Annotated in this window: 11 protein-coding genes; 6 read left to right on the top strand and 5 right to left on the bottom strand. The window is 73.2% G+C overall.

The features are described 5' to 3' along the window. Positions 1 to 6 precede the first annotated feature (6 nt). From ACFYE3_RS12035 to ACFYE3_RS12045, 3 genes are all read left to right on the top strand, one after another. Positions 7 to 1011, top strand: a complete 1005-nt coding sequence (locus ACFYE3_RS12035) for a TauD/TfdA family dioxygenase (protein WP_387609395.1) — start codon at positions 7 to 9, stop codon at positions 1009 to 1011. Beyond that, entirely contained in the window at positions 1002 to 2081 is a 1080-nt protein-coding gene (gene sbnB / locus ACFYE3_RS12040; protein WP_387609397.1) for a 2,3-diaminopropionate biosynthesis protein SbnB, read from the top strand. Before ACFYE3_RS12035 ends, sbnB begins: the two co-directional genes overlap by 10 nt. Positions 2082 to 2270: 189 nt before the next feature. Next, positions 2271 to 3683 carry an MFS transporter gene (locus tag ACFYE3_RS12045; RefSeq protein WP_387609398.1) on the top strand — a complete coding sequence of 471 codons (1413 nt, stop codon included), beginning with the start codon at positions 2271 to 2273 and terminating at the stop codon, positions 3681 to 3683. Between the two features lie 73 nt (positions 3684 to 3756). Here the strand turns inward: ACFYE3_RS12045 and ACFYE3_RS12050 are convergent, their stop codons facing one another. Then, positions 3757 to 5181 (bottom strand): NAD(P)H-quinone dehydrogenase, encoded by a 1425-nt coding sequence (locus tag ACFYE3_RS12050; protein ID WP_387609400.1) that lies wholly within the window; start codon positions 5179 to 5181, stop codon positions 3757 to 3759. Between the two features lie 78 nt (positions 5182 to 5259). On the opposite strand from ACFYE3_RS12050, the gene ACFYE3_RS12055 reads away from it, so the two are divergent. Further along, positions 5260 to 6081 (top strand): purine-nucleoside phosphorylase, encoded by an 822-nt coding sequence (locus ACFYE3_RS12055; protein WP_387609402.1) that lies wholly within the window; start codon positions 5260 to 5262, stop codon positions 6079 to 6081. A gap of 70 nt (positions 6082 to 6151) precedes the next feature. After that, positions 6152 to 7909 carry a phospho-sugar mutase gene (locus tag ACFYE3_RS12060; protein ID WP_387609404.1) on the top strand — a complete coding sequence of 586 codons (1758 nt, stop codon included), beginning with the start codon at positions 6152 to 6154 and terminating at the stop codon, positions 7907 to 7909. Between the two features lie 64 nt (positions 7910 to 7973). On the opposite strand, the gene ACFYE3_RS12065 is transcribed toward ACFYE3_RS12060, so the two are convergent. The 3 genes from ACFYE3_RS12065 to nirD all read right to left on the bottom strand — a co-directional run bounded on the left by ACFYE3_RS12065 (position 7974) and on the right by nirD (position 10932). Next, positions 7974 to 9269, bottom strand: coding sequence for a heparan-alpha-glucosaminide N-acetyltransferase domain-containing protein (locus tag ACFYE3_RS12065; protein ID WP_387609406.1), 1296 nt, complete (start codon positions 9267 to 9269; stop codon positions 7974 to 7976). A gap of 190 nt (positions 9270 to 9459) precedes the next feature. After that, entirely contained in the window at positions 9460 to 10497 is a 1038-nt protein-coding gene (locus tag ACFYE3_RS12070; RefSeq protein WP_387609408.1) for a hypothetical protein, read from the bottom strand. 48 nt (positions 10498 to 10545) lie between these two features. Beyond that, positions 10546 to 10932: a nitrite reductase small subunit NirD gene (gene nirD / locus ACFYE3_RS12075; RefSeq protein WP_387609410.1), complete on the bottom strand. Its 387-nt coding sequence runs from the start codon at positions 10930 to 10932 to the stop codon at positions 10546 to 10548. 226 nt (positions 10933 to 11158) lie between these two features. On the opposite strand from nirD, the gene nirB reads away from it, so the two are divergent. After that, positions 11159 to 13777 (top strand): nitrite reductase large subunit NirB, encoded by a 2619-nt coding sequence (nirB, locus tag ACFYE3_RS12080; RefSeq protein ID WP_387609412.1) that lies wholly within the window; start codon positions 11159 to 11161, stop codon positions 13775 to 13777. An 88-nt stretch (positions 13778 to 13865) separates the two neighbouring features. On the opposite strand, the gene ACFYE3_RS12085 is transcribed toward nirB, so the two are convergent. Then, entirely contained in the window at positions 13866 to 15083 is a 1218-nt protein-coding gene (locus ACFYE3_RS12085; RefSeq protein ID WP_387609414.1) for a heparan-alpha-glucosaminide N-acetyltransferase domain-containing protein, read from the bottom strand. Positions 15084 to 15236: the final 153 nt, after the last annotated feature.

Consider the following 15236-nt stretch of genomic DNA (forward strand, 5'->3'; position numbering starts at 1 on the left):
ACCACCATGTCCGCCACATCCGCTCCTCCGGAGCTCGACGTCGACGCGCGCCCGGGTGCGCCGGCCACTGCCCTGGTCTCTCCACCGGGCGACCCGGTGTCCTGGGCCCAGCAGCACCGTGACGCGCTGCGGGCGACCGTCGCCCGGCACGGGGCCGTTCTCGTGCGCGGCCTCGGGCTGTCCCACCCCGAGCAGGTCGCGGCCGTCTTCCGGGCCGTCGGCTCCGAGCTGATGACCGAGCGGGAGGCCTTCGCCGCCCGCAGGTCCTACGAGCCGGGCGTGTACTCCTCCGCCACCTGGCCGGCGAACCAGCCCATGTGCATGCACCACGAGCTGAGCTACACGCTCCACGCCCCCGGACTGCTGCTCCTCGCCTGCCTCACCGCCCCGGCCGCCGGCGGCGTGACCGGTGTCGCGGACTCCCAGGCGGTGCTGCGCGCCCTTCCCGCGGACCTGGTCGCGCGATTCGAGCGCGACGGCTGGATGCTGATCCGCAGCTACAACGACGAGATCGGCGCCTCCGTCGCGGACGCCTTCGGCACGGACGACCGCGCAGCGGTCGAACGCTACTGCGCGGAGAACCGGATCGAGCTCGAGTGGCGGCCCGACGGCGGCCTGCGCACGCGTCAGCGCCGTGCCGCGATCGTCCGTCACCCCGTCACCGGGGAGCGCTGCTGGTTCAACCAGGTCGCCTTCCTCAGCGAGTGGACGATCGACCCGGAGGTCCGCGAGTACCTCATCGACATGTACGAGCACGACGGCCTCCCGTTCACGACGGCGTTCGGCAACGGCGACCCGATCGGCGAGGACGTCGTGGCCATGCTGAACGAGATCTACGAGGCGCACACGCTGCGCGAGCCATGGCGTGCCGGCGACCTGATGCTCGTGGACAACGTCCGGACGGCGCACAGCCGCGAGCCGTACGAGGGCGAACGGGAGATCCTCGTCGCCATGAGCGACCCGGTCCCGCTCCAGGGCGCGGCCCCGAAGGAGGAGGGACCATGGCACTGACAGCCAAGCCCGACACGGATCGGATGCAGGACGCCCCGGGTGGAGGGCCGGCCATCCCGTCCTTCGCGGTCGTCTCCGGCGCGGAGGTCGACCAGGCGCTGCAGGGACACCGGGCGGAGATCGTCGCGCTGGTGGAGGACACCTACCGGCTGCACGGCGCCGGACAGACGGTGAACCCGCCGTCGTACTTCCTGCGGTTCCCGGAGCGCCCGACAGGGCGGATCATCGCGCTGCCGGCCTCCCTGGGTGGGCCCGACGCCGTGGACGGACTGAAGTGGATCTCGAGTTTCCCCACCAACGTGGAGTACGGCATCCCGAGGGCCTCGGCCGTGCTGATCCTCAACGATCCCGACACGGGCTACCCCTTCGCCTGTCTGGAGAGCTCCATCATCAGTGCCTCCCGGACCGCCGCCTCCGCGGCCCTGGCGGCGGACTGGCTCAGCCGGAAGCGGGGCCGACCCACGCGGGTGGGCTTCTTCGGCGTCGGGCTCATCGCCCGCTTCGTCCACGCGTTCCTGGCGGACACGGGGTGGGACTTCGACGAGGTGGGGGTCTTCGACCTGCTGCCGGGCAGCTGCGAGGGCTTCCGCGGCTACCTCGAGCGTTCCGCGCCCGAGAGCACGGTCACCGTCCACGAGGACGCCGAGTCACTGGTCCGCTCGAGCGACCTGGTCGTGTTCGCGACCACGGCGGGAGAGCCGCACGTCACCGAGCCGTCGTGGTTCGAGCACCACCCGATCGTGCTCCACATCTCGCTGCGCGATCTCGGGCCCGAGGTGATCCTCGCCGCCACGAACATCGTCGACGACGTGGACCACTGCCTGAAGGCCCAGACGTCCGTGCACCTGACCGAGCAGCTCACGGGTTCGCGGGACTTCCTCGCCGGCACGCTGTACGACGTCATGACCGGGGCCGTGGAGGTGCCGGCGGACCGGCCGGTGGTCTTCTCGCCGTTCGGCCTGGGAGTGCTCGACCTCGCGGTGGGCAAGCACGTCTACGACACGGTCGCCGACACCGTCGGCCTGCACACGATCGACTCCTTCTTCCACGAAGTCCGTCGTTACGGGTGACGTCCGCTTCCCGGACGTCCACCGGCCGCGTCCGACCCAGCCGGTGGACGTCCGGAGGGGGCGTCGACGTCGAGTGCGTCCCTGACCTCACCGGCGTTCCAGGATGTGAGACGGGCCACCCGCCATGCGGATGGCCCGGCGTACTATCGGGATCTTGTCCCCGCCCACTGCTACGACCGAGGTTTCCCCATGTCCTCTTCGGTGACCGGGCAGGACGCCACCGGCGCGTCCTCCCCCTCGCTCCCCCTGTCCGACCGCGTGCCCCGCAGCCGGGTGATCCTGGCCTCCCTCGTGGGCACGACGATCGAGTTCTACGACTTCTACGTCTACGCCACCGCGGCCGTGGCCGTGTTCCCCGCCCTGTTCTTCACGGGCGAGGACGAGACGGCCAAGCTGCTGGCCTCCATGGCGACCTTCGCCGCGGCCTTCGTGGCCCGCCCGATCGGCTCCGTGATCTTCGGGCACTTCGGCGACCGGATCGGCCGCAAGGCCACCCTGATCGGCGCCCTGCTGACCATGGGCGTCGCCACGTTCCTCATCGGCCTGCTGCCCACCTACTACTCGATCGGCATCTGGGCCCCGCTCATCCTGACGATCCTGCGCTTCTGCCAGGGCCTGGGCCTGGGCGGCGAGTGGTCCGGCGCGGCCCTGCTGGCCACCGAGTACGCGGAGGAGGGCAAGCGGGCGCGCGCCGCCATGTGGCCGCAGCTCGGCGCCCCGTTCGGCTTCATCCTGGCCAACGGCTTCTTCCTGCTGCTGACCGTCGTGATGGGCTTCGTCTCGGTCGCCGAGCAGGGCGCCGACCACCCGTTCCTCACGTGGGGCTGGCGCGTGCCCTTCCTCGCCTCTGTGCTCATGGTGGTCGTCGGTCTGTACGTGCGGTTCAAGCTCGAGGAGACCCCGGTCTTCCAGAAGGCCCTGGACCAGGGCGAGAAGGTCCAGACCCCGCTCGTCGAGGCGTTCCGCGGCTCGTGGCTGCAGATGATCCAGGGCACGTTCATCATGCTGGCCACCTACATGCTCTTCTACCTGATGACCGCGTGGATCCTCTCCTACGGCATCGGCAGCCCGGCCAACGGCGGCCTCGGCATCCCCTACCGGGACTTCCTGGTGCTGCAGCTGCTGGCCGTGCTCCTGTTCGCCGCGATGGTGCCCGTCTCCGGATGGGTCGCCGACCGCTTCGGCCGGCGCAGCTCGCAGCTGGTGATCACCTCGGTGATCCTGCTCTTCGGGCTGAGCTTCGGGCTGCTCATGGACCCGGCCGCGGTCGGGACCGGGGAGGACGTCAGCACGGCCCGCGTGCTGTTCTTCCTCACGGTGGGCATGACCCTGATGGGCCTGACCTTCGGCTCGATGTCCGCGATCCTGCCCGAGCTGTTCCCCACGAACGTGCGCTACACCGGCTCCGGCGTCGCGTACAACACGGCCTCGATCCTCGGCGCCGCCATCACCCCGTACGTCGCCGTCACGCTCAACGCGAACTACGGCGTGGGCTCCGTGGGGCTCTACCTGGCGTTCGGCGCCGTGCTGACCCTCGTGGCGCTCTGGTTCTCCCCGGAGACCAAGGACGTCGACATGGAGAACGTCGTCACCCGCCGCTGACCCGTCTCCTCGGCACCGCACGCCAACGGCCGCATCCCCTTCCGGGATGCGGCCGTCCGCGTGCTCGGAGGACTCAGACGTGCACGTGCAGGCGCCGTGCCGCCTCCGAGATCGAGCCCGTGAGGGACGGGTAGATCGTGAAGGTGTCGGCGAGGTCGTCGACGTGCAGCTTGTGCGTGACGGCCAGGGAGATGGGGAAGATCAGCTCGGACGCGCGGGGGCCCACCACCACGCCGCCGATCACCGTGCCGGAGCCCTTGCGGGAGAAGATCTTCACGAAGCCGTCCTCGACCGCCATCATCTTGGCGCGCGGATTGGTGGACAGCTTCAGCATGATGGTGTCCGCCTGGTAGGTGCCGTCCTCGATGGCCTTCTCGCTCACGCCCACGGACGCGATCTCCGGCGAGGTGAAGATGTTGGAGGCCACCAGGTGGGTGCGCAGCGGCTTGACGGCGTCGCCCATGAGGTGCGCCACGGCGATCCGGCCCTGCATGGCCGCCACCGAGGCGAGCGGGAGCACGCCCGTGCAGTCGCCCACGGCGTAGATCCCCGGCACGGTGGTGCGGGAGACGCCGTCGACCCTGATGTGCCCGGACTCGGCGCGGGCCACCCCGACCTCCTCGAGGCCGAGGTCGTCGGTGGCCGGGATCGCGCCGACGGCGACGAGGCAGTGCGAGCCGGCGATCTTGCGCCCGTCGGAGAGCGTGGCGACCACCCCGTTGTCGGTGCGCTCGACGGAGTCGGCGCGGGAGCGGTTGAGCACGTTCATGCCGCGGCGCTCGAAGACGTTCTCGAGGACGGCCGCCGCGTCCTGGTCCTCGCCGGGCAGCACCTGGTCCCGGGAGGAGATCAGGGTGACCTCCGCCCCGAGGCCCCGGTAGGCCGAGGCGAACTCGGCGCCGGTGACGCCGGAGCCGACCACGATCATGTGCTCGGGGACCTCGGTGAGGTGGTAGACCTGCTTCCAGTTGAAGATCCGCTCCCCGTCCGGCTTCGCGGAGGGCAGCTCTCGCGGATAGGCCCCGACGGCGAGCAGCACGGCCTGCGCGTCCAGGGTGTACTCCAGCCCGTCGTCGGTGGTGACCTGCACGCTGGTGGGGCTGAGCAGCCGGCCGGTGCCCGCGATCACGCGCACCCCCACCCGCTCGAGCCCCCGCCTGATGTCCCGGGACTGGGTGGCCGCGAGGCGCAGGAGGCGGGTGTTGACCTTCTCCAGGTCCACGGCGAGGTCGTTGATCTCGTCGCCGTCCTTGCTGCCCCCGCGCACGTGCACCCCCAGGTCCGCGGCCTCGGCGAAGCGGGTCATCGCGTCGGCGGAGGCGATGAGCGTCTTGGAGGGCACCACGTCCGTCAGGACCGCGGAGCCGCCCAGGCCCTGGCGCTCGACGATGGTCACGTCCGCCCCGAGGCTGGCGGCGACCAGGGCGGCCTCGTAGCCGCCGGGACCGCCCCCGATGATGACGAGCTTCTGGATGGAGAATTCGCTGTGTGCAGTCACCCGGCCATTCTTGCAGAGGTGTCCGACGACGGGGTTCGCCACCACCCCGACGGCTGACCATGCGGTAGCTTGGGGCGGGTGGACACAGAGCACAGCGCCGACCGGGCCGACCCCTTCGAGCTGGCCCAGGAGGCCGCGGACGCCCTCCGCCGGGCCACCGGGGTCGACACGCACGAGATCGCCCTGACCCTCGGCTCCGGCTGGGGCCAGGCCGCCGAGCTGATCGGCGAGACCGTCGCCGAGATCCCGGCCGCGGAGATCCCCGGGTTCAGCCCCCCCGCCCTCGAGGGCCACGTCGGCACGCTGCGCTCCGTGCGCACCGCCGCGGGCCGGCACGCGCTGGTGATCGGCGCCCGCACCCACTACTACGAGGGCCGGGGCGTGCGCCCCGTGGTCCACGGCGTGCGCACCGCGGCCGCCGCGGGGGCACGCACCATGATCCTCACCAACGGCTGCGGCGGGCTGGACCCGTCCTGGGGCCCCGGCACCCCGGTGCTCATCAGCGATCACCTCAACCTCACGGGCCGGTCCCCGCTCGAGGGCGCCACGTTCGTGGACCTCACCGATCTGTACTCCCCGCGGCTGCGGGAGCTGGCCCGCGGGGTGGACCCCACCCTCGACGAGGGGGTCTACGCGCAGTTCCCCGGCCCGCACTACGAGACGCCGGCCGAGGTGCGGATGGCCGGGGTGCTGGGCGCCGACCTCGTCGGGATGTCCACCGCCCTGGAGGCCATCGCCGCCCGGCACGCGGGGATGGAGGTCTTCGGGATCTCCCTCGTCACCAACCAGGCGGCCGGGATCTCCGCGACCCCGCTATCCCACGAGGAGGTCCTCGAGGCCGGACGGGCCGCGGGCGCCCGGATCTCCGGACTGCTCGCCCGCATCGTCGCCCAGCTCTGACCGGCCCCGGGCCGGGACGGGATCCCGGCCCGGCACCCCGGCGCACCGGACACCCCCAGGAGACCGCGCCATGACCACCGACTCCCGCCCCGAGCCGCAGCTGCTCGACGCCGCGCGCGCGTGGGGGGCCGCCGACCCGGACCCCGTCACCCGCGCCGAGCTGGAAGCCCTCGTCGAGGCGGCCGCCACCGGCGACTCCGCCGCGCGGGCGGAGCTGGCCGACCGCTTCTCGGGCACCCTCCAGTTCGGCACCGCCGGGCTGCGGGCGGCCCTGGGCGCCGGACCGATGCGGATGAACCGGGTGGTGGTGCTGCGCGCCGCCGCGGGTCTGGCCGCCCACGTCCTGGCCGTGCAGACCCCGGCGGAGGACACCGCGGGCTCCGCCCGGCGCCCCCGCGCGGTGGTCGGCTACGACGCCCGGCACGGCTCCGCCGTCTTCGCCCGGGACACTGCCGCGGTGTTCACGGCCGCCGGCATCGAGACGCTGCTGATGCCCGCCCCGCTGCCCACCCCCGTCCTCGCCTGGGCGGTCCGGGCCCACGAGGCCGAGGTGGGCGTCATGGTCACGGCCAGCCACAACCCGCCGGCGGACAACGGCTACAAGGTCTACCTCGGCGGCCGGGCCGTGGAGCCGGAGGCCCGCGGCTGCCAGATCGTGGCCCCGCACGACCGGATGATCGCCGAGCGGATCGCGGCCGTCGGCCCCGTCGCGGACATCCCCCGGTCGCAGGACGGGTGGACCGTCCTGCCCGCCGACGTCGAGCAGGACTACCTCGACGCCGTCGTCCCCGCGGCCGCGGGCGCCGAGCGGAGCCTGCGGATCGTCCTCACCCCGTTGCACGGGGTGGGCGGGCGCACGACGACGGAGGCCCTGCGGCGGGCCGGTCTCGCCGACGTGCACGTGGTCCCGGAGCAGGCGGAGCCGGACCCGGACTTCCCCACCGTCGCGTTCCCCAACCCCGAGGAGCCCGGGGCCCTGGACCTGGCCCTGGCCACCGCCCGCGCCGTGGGCGCCGACCTCGTCCTGGCCAACGACCCCGATGCGGACCGGGTGGCCGTGGCCGTCCCGGTGCCCGGAGCCGGGGGCGACGCCGGGGGTACCGCGCAGGACTGGCGGATGCTGCGCGGCGACGAGGTCGGCGCGCTGCTCGGCCACGCCGCGGCGGGCCGGTGCGCGGACCGCGCCGGGGCCGTGTTCGCGAACTCCATCGTCTCCTCGCGCCTGCTGGGGCGGATCGCAGCCGCGGCGGGGATCGCGCACCAGGAGACGCTGACCGGTTTCAAATGGATCGCCCGCGTCCCCGGACTCGCGTTCGGCTACGAGGAGGCGCTGGGCTACTGCGTGGCGCCGGAGGTGGTCAAGGACAAGGACGGGATCAGCGCGGCCGTGGCGGTGGCGGTGCTCGCCGACGAGCTGCGCGCGCAGGGACGGACCCTGCTGGACGTGCTGGACGACCTCGCCGTGGCCCACGGGCTGTACGCGACCGACCAGCTGAGCATCCGGGTGGTGGACCTGGGCCGCATCCCGGTCATGGCGGCCGCCCTGCGGGACGCTCCTCCGGCGGCGCTGGGCGGCTCGGAGGTCGTCGAGGTCGCGGACCTCGCCGCCCCGGGGACCGGGCTGCCGCCCACCAAGGGCCTGCGCCTGCTCACCGCGGACGGCACCCGGGTGATCGTTCGCCCGTCCGGGACGGAGCCGAAGCTCAAGTGCTACCTCGAGGTGGTCGCCCCGGTGGCCGGCCGTGCTGCGCTGCCCGCCGCCCGCGCCGAGGCGCGGGAGCGGCTCGGGCGGATCCGCGCCGAGCTCGAGGCGGCGCTGGGGCTCTGACGCCGCAGACGACTGCGGCAGCGGCGCGGTCCTGACCGTGCGGGGCCTCCGACGTCGTCGGCTGCTACGGCCGGCCCCGTCCGCGCGGTGCGGACCAGGGGGCCGGCGGCCGCGCCTCGTCCCCGCCCCGGGCCATGACCCGCCGCGAGATGGCCCCGGTGGAGCGGGTGACCACCTTCTCCAGCGGGCCCTGGCCCAGGGCACGCTTCCACAGCAGGGCGAACACCGTGAACCCCACGATCTGCCCACAGGTCCAGACGGAGGGCGCGAGATCGTAGTACTCCGGCCAGAGGATCAGCAGGTGGGCCGTGTAGAGCGTGAACGTCATCGCGCCCGCCGCGGCGATGGGCGCGAGGACCCGGCCGGCCACGCGCTCCAGCAGCAGACAGATGCCGAGGACGGACAGCGCCAGGCCCACGTTGAGCGCCAGGAAGACCGGAGTGTTCGAGTGCGGCGTCGGGATGAGCAGCCACCACAGGGTGTCGGTCGGCAGTGCGGGGTCCCCGCCGAAGACCATCACCTCGTCGATCTCCGACTCGTCCATCCACGGCGTGCCCCGGGCGATCGCCTCGTAGCCGCCGAGCACTCGCAGCGCGATGACGGAGGCCGACCACACGAGCAGCGCGACGGCGGCCCCGACCGCCGCGAGCAGCGTCTGCACCTTCCGGCTCGTGAGGTCGGTGCGGCCCACGGCCAGGCCGGCCAGCAGGAACGCCATCCAGGGCAGAGCGGGGTAGACGCCGGTCAGCAGCAGCTGCGACAGGACGGTGCCCGGGTCGACGACCAGGTCGACGAGGCTGGGGTTCTCGTACTCGAGACCGGGCAGCACGTCGACGGACCACTGCATGAGGAAGGGTGCGACGAGCGCGAACAGCGCGGCGCACAGCAGGAGGGACCGCGTCCGCAGACGCAGGAAGGGCACGGCCAGCAGGAAGAGCATCCCGTAGTAGATGAGGATGTTGCTCACCGGCAGCTCGAGGAAGCCCAGGAGGAAGCCGACCAGCGCGATCAGCCCCGCCCGCCCTGCCAGCGCCCACCGGGAAGCCGTCATCCGCCGGCCCGTCCGGGGCGTGCGCCCGCCCGAGGAGAAGGCCAGGCTCACGCCGGCGAGCGTGGCGAACAGCGCGGCCGAGTGGCCCGCGAACAGGGTCCAGGACAGGTTCGCCTCGCCGGTCCGCTCGTCCCACGAGGGAAGCGTGTGCACGGCGACCATGCCGAACAGGGCCAGACCCCGGGCGGCGTCCACACCGATGAGGCGCCGGGTCGGCCGGGTGACTTCGGCGACGTCCTGTCCCGGTCCTCCGGTCACGGCCCCGGTGGCGGTGGCCGTCCCGGACGGCGGTGTGCGTTCTTCGGACATGTGGTTCCCCCAGGAATCGGTCGTTCAGTGCACCCGCGCCGAGGTCGGCCCCGTCCGCACCCCCGGTACGGCACCCGGTGCCCGCCCGGGCGTCGTGGTCGACCGCCGCGCGGAGCACTGGTGCACGCTCCAGCTTACTAGAGCAAACGCCCGGCAGGCCTCCGACCCGGGATTCGTGCCGGGCATCGGCCTAGGACTCGTCCTGGGAGTCCTCCGCCGCGGCGTCCAGGGCGCGTTCGAGGATGCGGGCGTACGGCAGCCCGAAGTGGTCCACGCCGTCCCGGTACCGGATCCGAGCGCGCTCGAAACCCTGCTCCTCGTACCACCGGTACCCGTTCCACGCCGCGGACAGGGCGTCGAAACGTGCCTGCGGGTCGTCCCCGTCGTCCTCCGTGCCCACGTCCCAGCGCAGTCGCAGGTCCTGGAGCTGCTCACGGGTGGGCTCCGCGGCGGGCGAGTCCGGGGCCTGTCCGCCGCCCATCATGATCGCGCCACCGCCCGGCACGAGGTCGATGTGGTCCGCCAGCAGCTTCTGGCTGATGAACTGGGCCCCGCCCGAGTACCCGGTCAGCCAGGTGCGGGAGCGGTCGATGTCGTACTCGGGCTCGAGGCGCTCCTCGACGAGCGCCAGGAACCACCGCGCGTTGAGGTCCCGCTCCTCCCACCAGGTGATCTCCCCCGCACGGTCGGGGGTCCGCGGGACCACCAGCAGCATGTTGTGCTCGCGCGCGACCTCCGCCAGGCAGGAGGCGGTGTACTGGGGGCTCTCGTACTCGAAGGCGCCGTCCCCGTGGAAGTGGTACACGACGCCCACCGGCCGGTCCCAGTCCAGGCCCTCGGCGAAGACGTGGTAGGAGCTGGTGATCCCGTCGTGCTCGTGGTCGAGCTGGAAGCGGTCCTGCCGCTCCGCCCCGGGGCCGAACACGCGGGCGTCCAGCACGGTCCCGTCCGTGGGCCCACCGGGCCCGCGTGCCGTCACGCGGACGCCGTCGAGACCGTAGCGGGCGCAGGAGACGGTCTCGGGGGCCTCGGCCTCCGGGGTCTCCTCGTCCCGGCCGAGCAGGAGGGACACGGTCGCGACGAGCAGGAGCACCAGCGCCAGGGCACCCGCCCCGAGCAGGCGCAGCCGTCGCCGTGCACGCCGGGACGTCTCGCCGCGGTGGCGGTGCCGGTGCGGCAGCCAGGACCACGGCCACCGGGGACCGCGCCGAGGGTGTTGTCGTGTCACCCGGTCATCTTACGGACGGGCTCCTGGGAGAACGCCGACGACGTGCCGTCAGCGGGGAAGGCCGACGAGCACCCGGCCGTCGCGCACCTCGGCCGGGTGCACCGGCAGCGCGGGGCCGTCCCCGGTGAGGCACCGCCCGGTCGCGAGGTCGTACACCTCCTTGTGCAGCGGCGAGGCGACCGTGACGGCCGGGCCGCGGGAGCCGAGGATGCCGCGGGCCATGACACAGGCCCCGGTCCGGGGGTCGCGGTGGTCGGCCGCGAGCACCGTGGTGGCGTCCACCCGGTACAGGGCCACCTGGCGGCCCGCCACCCGGGCGGCCTCGCCCCACAGGGGCTCGAGGTCCGCCAGGGCGCACACGTCGTGCCACGCCCTGCCGGCCGCCGGGATGGGGGTGTCCGCCGAGATCGTGGTCGTGGTGAGGGTCGTCGTCATGGGGGCCTCCTGCGGCTCGGGGGAACGTCGTGCTCGACGTTAGGCGCGGCCGGTGTCACGCGTGCTCCGGGGCGGTTTCGCGCCGGTCAAAGCTCGCTCACACGGGGCCGGGGCACCGGTGAGGGAAGCGAAAAGCGACCGGAACGGCGGGGCAACGGCAGGGCAATCCCGTCTTCCTAGAGTCGGGGGCAACGCCCCAGCCGCCCGCCAGCTCCCGGAGGTCCCCGTGCCGCGCTCCCCCTTCTCCTCGCAGTCCCCCCAGCACGTCGTCGTGGTCGGCGGCGGCCCCGCCGCCCACCGGTTCGCGGAGGCGGTGCTGTCCGCGGAGGACCACCACGTGCGCCTGACCGTGTTCGCCGACGAGCCGTGGGTCCCCTACGACCGCGTCCAGCTGTCCAAGGCGCTGACGGGCCCCGCCGGCGCCGTCGACCTGACCCTGGGCGGGGGCACCGTGTGGCAGGACCCTCGGGTGGATCTCCGCCTGGGCGTGAAGGCCCGGGAGATCGACCCCGCGGCCCGCACGGTCACCGCGGCGGACGGGACCGTGACCGGCTACGACGAGCTCGTCCTGGCCACCGGCTCCGACGCCGCCCGCCTGGACGTCCCCGGCGCCCACCACGCGTTCGTCTACCGCACCCTCGACGACGTCGCGGGCATCCGCGCCGAGGTCGAGCGGCTGCGCTCGCTCTACGGGCGCACCCCGCGCGGCGTGGTCATCGGCGGCGGCCTGCTGGGCCTCGAGGCCGCGGGCGGGCTCCAGGAGCTCGGCGCGGAGGCCACGGTGGTGCACTCCCGCAAGTGGCTGATGAACGCCCAGCTCGACGAGGGCGCCGGCCGCTCCCTCAACGCCCTCATCGCCGCGCGCGGCGTGCGCCTGCACCTGGGCGAGCGGCCCTCCGGCGTGGGGCTGCGCAAGTCCGACGGCGAGGTGTGCGCCGTCGAGTTCCGGGACTCCGCCGACCTCGAGGCGGACCTGGTCATCGTGGCCACCGGCATCCGGGCCCGGGACCGGCTGGCCTTCAACGCTGGCGTGGAGACCGCCCCGCGCGGCGGCGTGGTCATCGACGAGGCGTGCCGCACCTCCGCCGAGCGCGTGTGGGCCATCGGGGAGGTCGCCTCCTGGAACGGGGAGTGCCTCGGGCTCGTGGCTCCTGCGAACACCATGGCGGAGATCGTCGCGGACCGGCTGGCGGGCGGGCGCTCCACGTTCGACGGCTTCGACACCGCGACCAAGCTCAAGCTCTCCGGGGTGGACGTGGCGTCCTTCGGCGACGCCTACGGCGAGACCGAGGACTGCCTCGAGGTCGTCTACGCGGACCCCGCCCGCGGGATGTACCAGAAGGTCGTGGTGACCCAGGACGCGAGGACCTTGCTGGGCGGGGTGTTCGTGGGCGACGCCGAGCCGTACAACGCGCTGCGCCCGCTGCTGGGCCGCGAGCTGCCGGGCGAGCCCGGCGCCTACCTCTCCGCCTCCGGCGCGGACGCCCCCGCCGAGGACCTTCCCGACGACGCCGTCATCTGCTCCTGCAACAACGTGACGACCGGGGCCGTGCGGGAGCAGATCTCCTGCGGCGTGCACGAGATCGGCGAGCTCAAGACGTGCTCCCGGGCCGGCACGCAGTGCGGGTCCTGCCTGCCGATGCTCAAGAAGACCCTGGACCTGGAGCTGGCGAAGGCCGGCGTGGAGGTCTCCAGGGCGCTGTGCGAGCACTTCGAGCTCTCCCGCGCCGAGCTCTTCGAGGCCGTGCGCGCCCTCGACCTGTCCTCGTGGGACGAGGTGGTCGCCCGCTTCGGCACCGGGCTGGGCTGTGACATCTGCAAGCCCGTGGTCGCCTCCGTGCTCGCCTCGCAGCGCGACGAGTACGTGCTCGACGCCGGCCGGGGCGCCCTGCAGGACACCAACGACCGGGCGCTGGCCAACATGCAGAAGGACGGCACGTACTCCGTGGTCCCGCGCGTCCCGGCCGGGGAGATCACCCCGGAGAAGCTCATCGTGCTCGGCGAGGTGGCCCGCAGGTACGGGCTCTACACCAAGATCACCGGGGCCCTGCGCGTGGACATGTTCGGGGCCCGGCTCGAGCAGCTGCCGGAGATCTGGCGGGAGCTCGTGGACGCAGGCTTCGAGTCCGGTCAGGCCTACGGCAAGGCGCTGCGCAACGTGAAGTCCTGCGTGGGCTCCACGTGGTGCCGCTACGGGGTGCAGGATTCCGTGGGCATGGCCGTGCGGCTGGAGCTGCGCTACCGGGGGCTGCGCTCCCCCCACAAGTTCAAGATGGGCGTCTCCGGGTGCGCCCGCGAGTGCGCCGAGGCCCGCGGCAAGGACGTGGGCATCATCTCCACGACCGACGGCTGGAACCTCTACACCGGCGGCAACGGCGGCGCGAACCCGGCCCACGCCCAGCTGCTGGCCCAGGGCCTGGACGACGAGACCCTGGTCCGGTACATCGACCGATACCTCATGTATTACATCCGCACCGCGGACCGGATGCAGCGCACGGCCCGGTGGCAGGAGGAGCTCGACGGCGGGATCGACCACGCGCGCGCCGTCGTCGTCGAGGACTCCCTGGGCATCGGCGAGGAGCTCGAGGCCGCGATGGCCCGGCACGTGGACCGCTACGAGGACGAGTGGGCCGCGACGCTGAAGGACCCCGAGCGGCTGCGCCGCTTCCGCTCCTTCGTCAACGACGCCGCCCCGGACGACTCCCAGGACTACGTGCTGGAGCGCGGTCAGCGCCGCCCCGCGACCGACGCCGAGCGCGCCGCCGCCGAGGCCGGCGACGGCCCCGTGCTGCTGACCGGCCCGCGCATCCCGGTGCGCGAGGGCGCCGCGGCCCCCGGGTCCTGATCCGGCCCGGGACCGCCGGCGGGATGCGCCCGGGCCCGGATCGCGTTCCCGGAGGGAACCGGGCCGGAGGGGGCCGCAGCACCGGGGTTCACGTCCGTTGGTGCCACTGGAGCACGGTGCGGCGGGTGGCGTCCCCGCCGGCGCTGAGAACCCGCTCCAACGGCCCCTGGCCCAGTGCTCGTTGCCAGCCGACGGCGAACAGGACCGCCGCCCCCAGGTGGATGACGAACCCGATGACGGGGAGGTCGTACCGGACCTCGCAGGAGAGCGCCACCAGGTGGGCGGTGTACAGGCTCAGGGCCATCGCACCCATGGCCGACAGCCGCAGCACCCACCCCCCGGACGTCCGGGAGACCAGCATGAAGCTCCCCAGCACCAGCAGGGCCACGCCCAGGCCGGCGGCGATCGCCCACACGGTGTCGGTGGGCGGGGTGGTGACCGCAAGCCACCGAGCGGTGCCGGTGGGCCACGAGTCCGGGCCCCTCACCAGCACCTCCAGCTCGTCCGCGCCCGTCCCGCTGGTCGTCAGCACCCGGCCGTGCCCGCCGAAGGCGTAGGGCCCGAAGATGTCGGCGGTCCGGGCGAGGACGACCAGTCCCGCCCCCACCGCCAGCAGACGGACCTGGATCCCCGTGTCGCGCAGCTGCACCCGCCCCACCCCCAGCCCGACCAGCAGGCAGGTCATGTACGACAGGGCTGGGTAGGTGCCGGTCACCAGCAGCTGGGAGACCGTCCCACCCGGCTCGTCCACCACGTCGGCCCACGAGAGGTGGGAGGAGGAGTGTGCCGGGAGGACGTCCGTCAAGGCCGGCATCAGCAGCGGACCCACCATCCAGAAGACCGCCGCGCAGGCGAACAACGCCGTCGCGGACAGGTGCAGGAACGGGATGGCCAGCACGAAGAACACCCCGCAGTAGATCAGGATGTTGTCGGCCGGGGCGTCCTCGGGCATCAGCGCCCCGATCCCCAGACCCACCACGGCGATCAGCACCGCCCGCACGGCCACCCCCACCCGATCGGCAGCCAGCCATCTGCCCCGGTGCGGAAACCGCCCTCCGGAACCGAGCGCCAGTCCCACCCCGGCCAGCAGCGTGAACAGTACCGCCGACGCCTCCGAGAAGATGAGGTTCGTCCAGGTCGGTGCCTGGGTCCCGGGGTCGTGGTCGGGCAGGATCTGCACCGACATCAGCCCGACCAGCGCCAGCCCGCGGGCCGCGTCGATGCCCGCCCACCACCTCGGGGACCTGCCGGCACCGCCGGTCGCGTCGGCCGGGGCGAAGCTCTCCGTCCTGGACGTCCAACTCATGGTTCCCCCGACCTCCCGGACCCGCCCCGGCACTCCCAGGGTCCGGACCCGAGCCGCATCCGAGGTCCCAGCACTCCGGGACCGTTCCGGACTCAGGATCTCTGCTGCACCTGGCGCTCCCGTTGAGCGGACCTCAAGATTCCATGAAGGCCT

Origin of the sequence: Kocuria arenosa, assembly GCF_042879215.1 — a bacterium.
In the GTDB taxonomy this organism is placed as follows: Bacteria; Actinomycetota; Actinomycetes; order Actinomycetales; family Micrococcaceae; genus Kocuria; species Kocuria arenosa.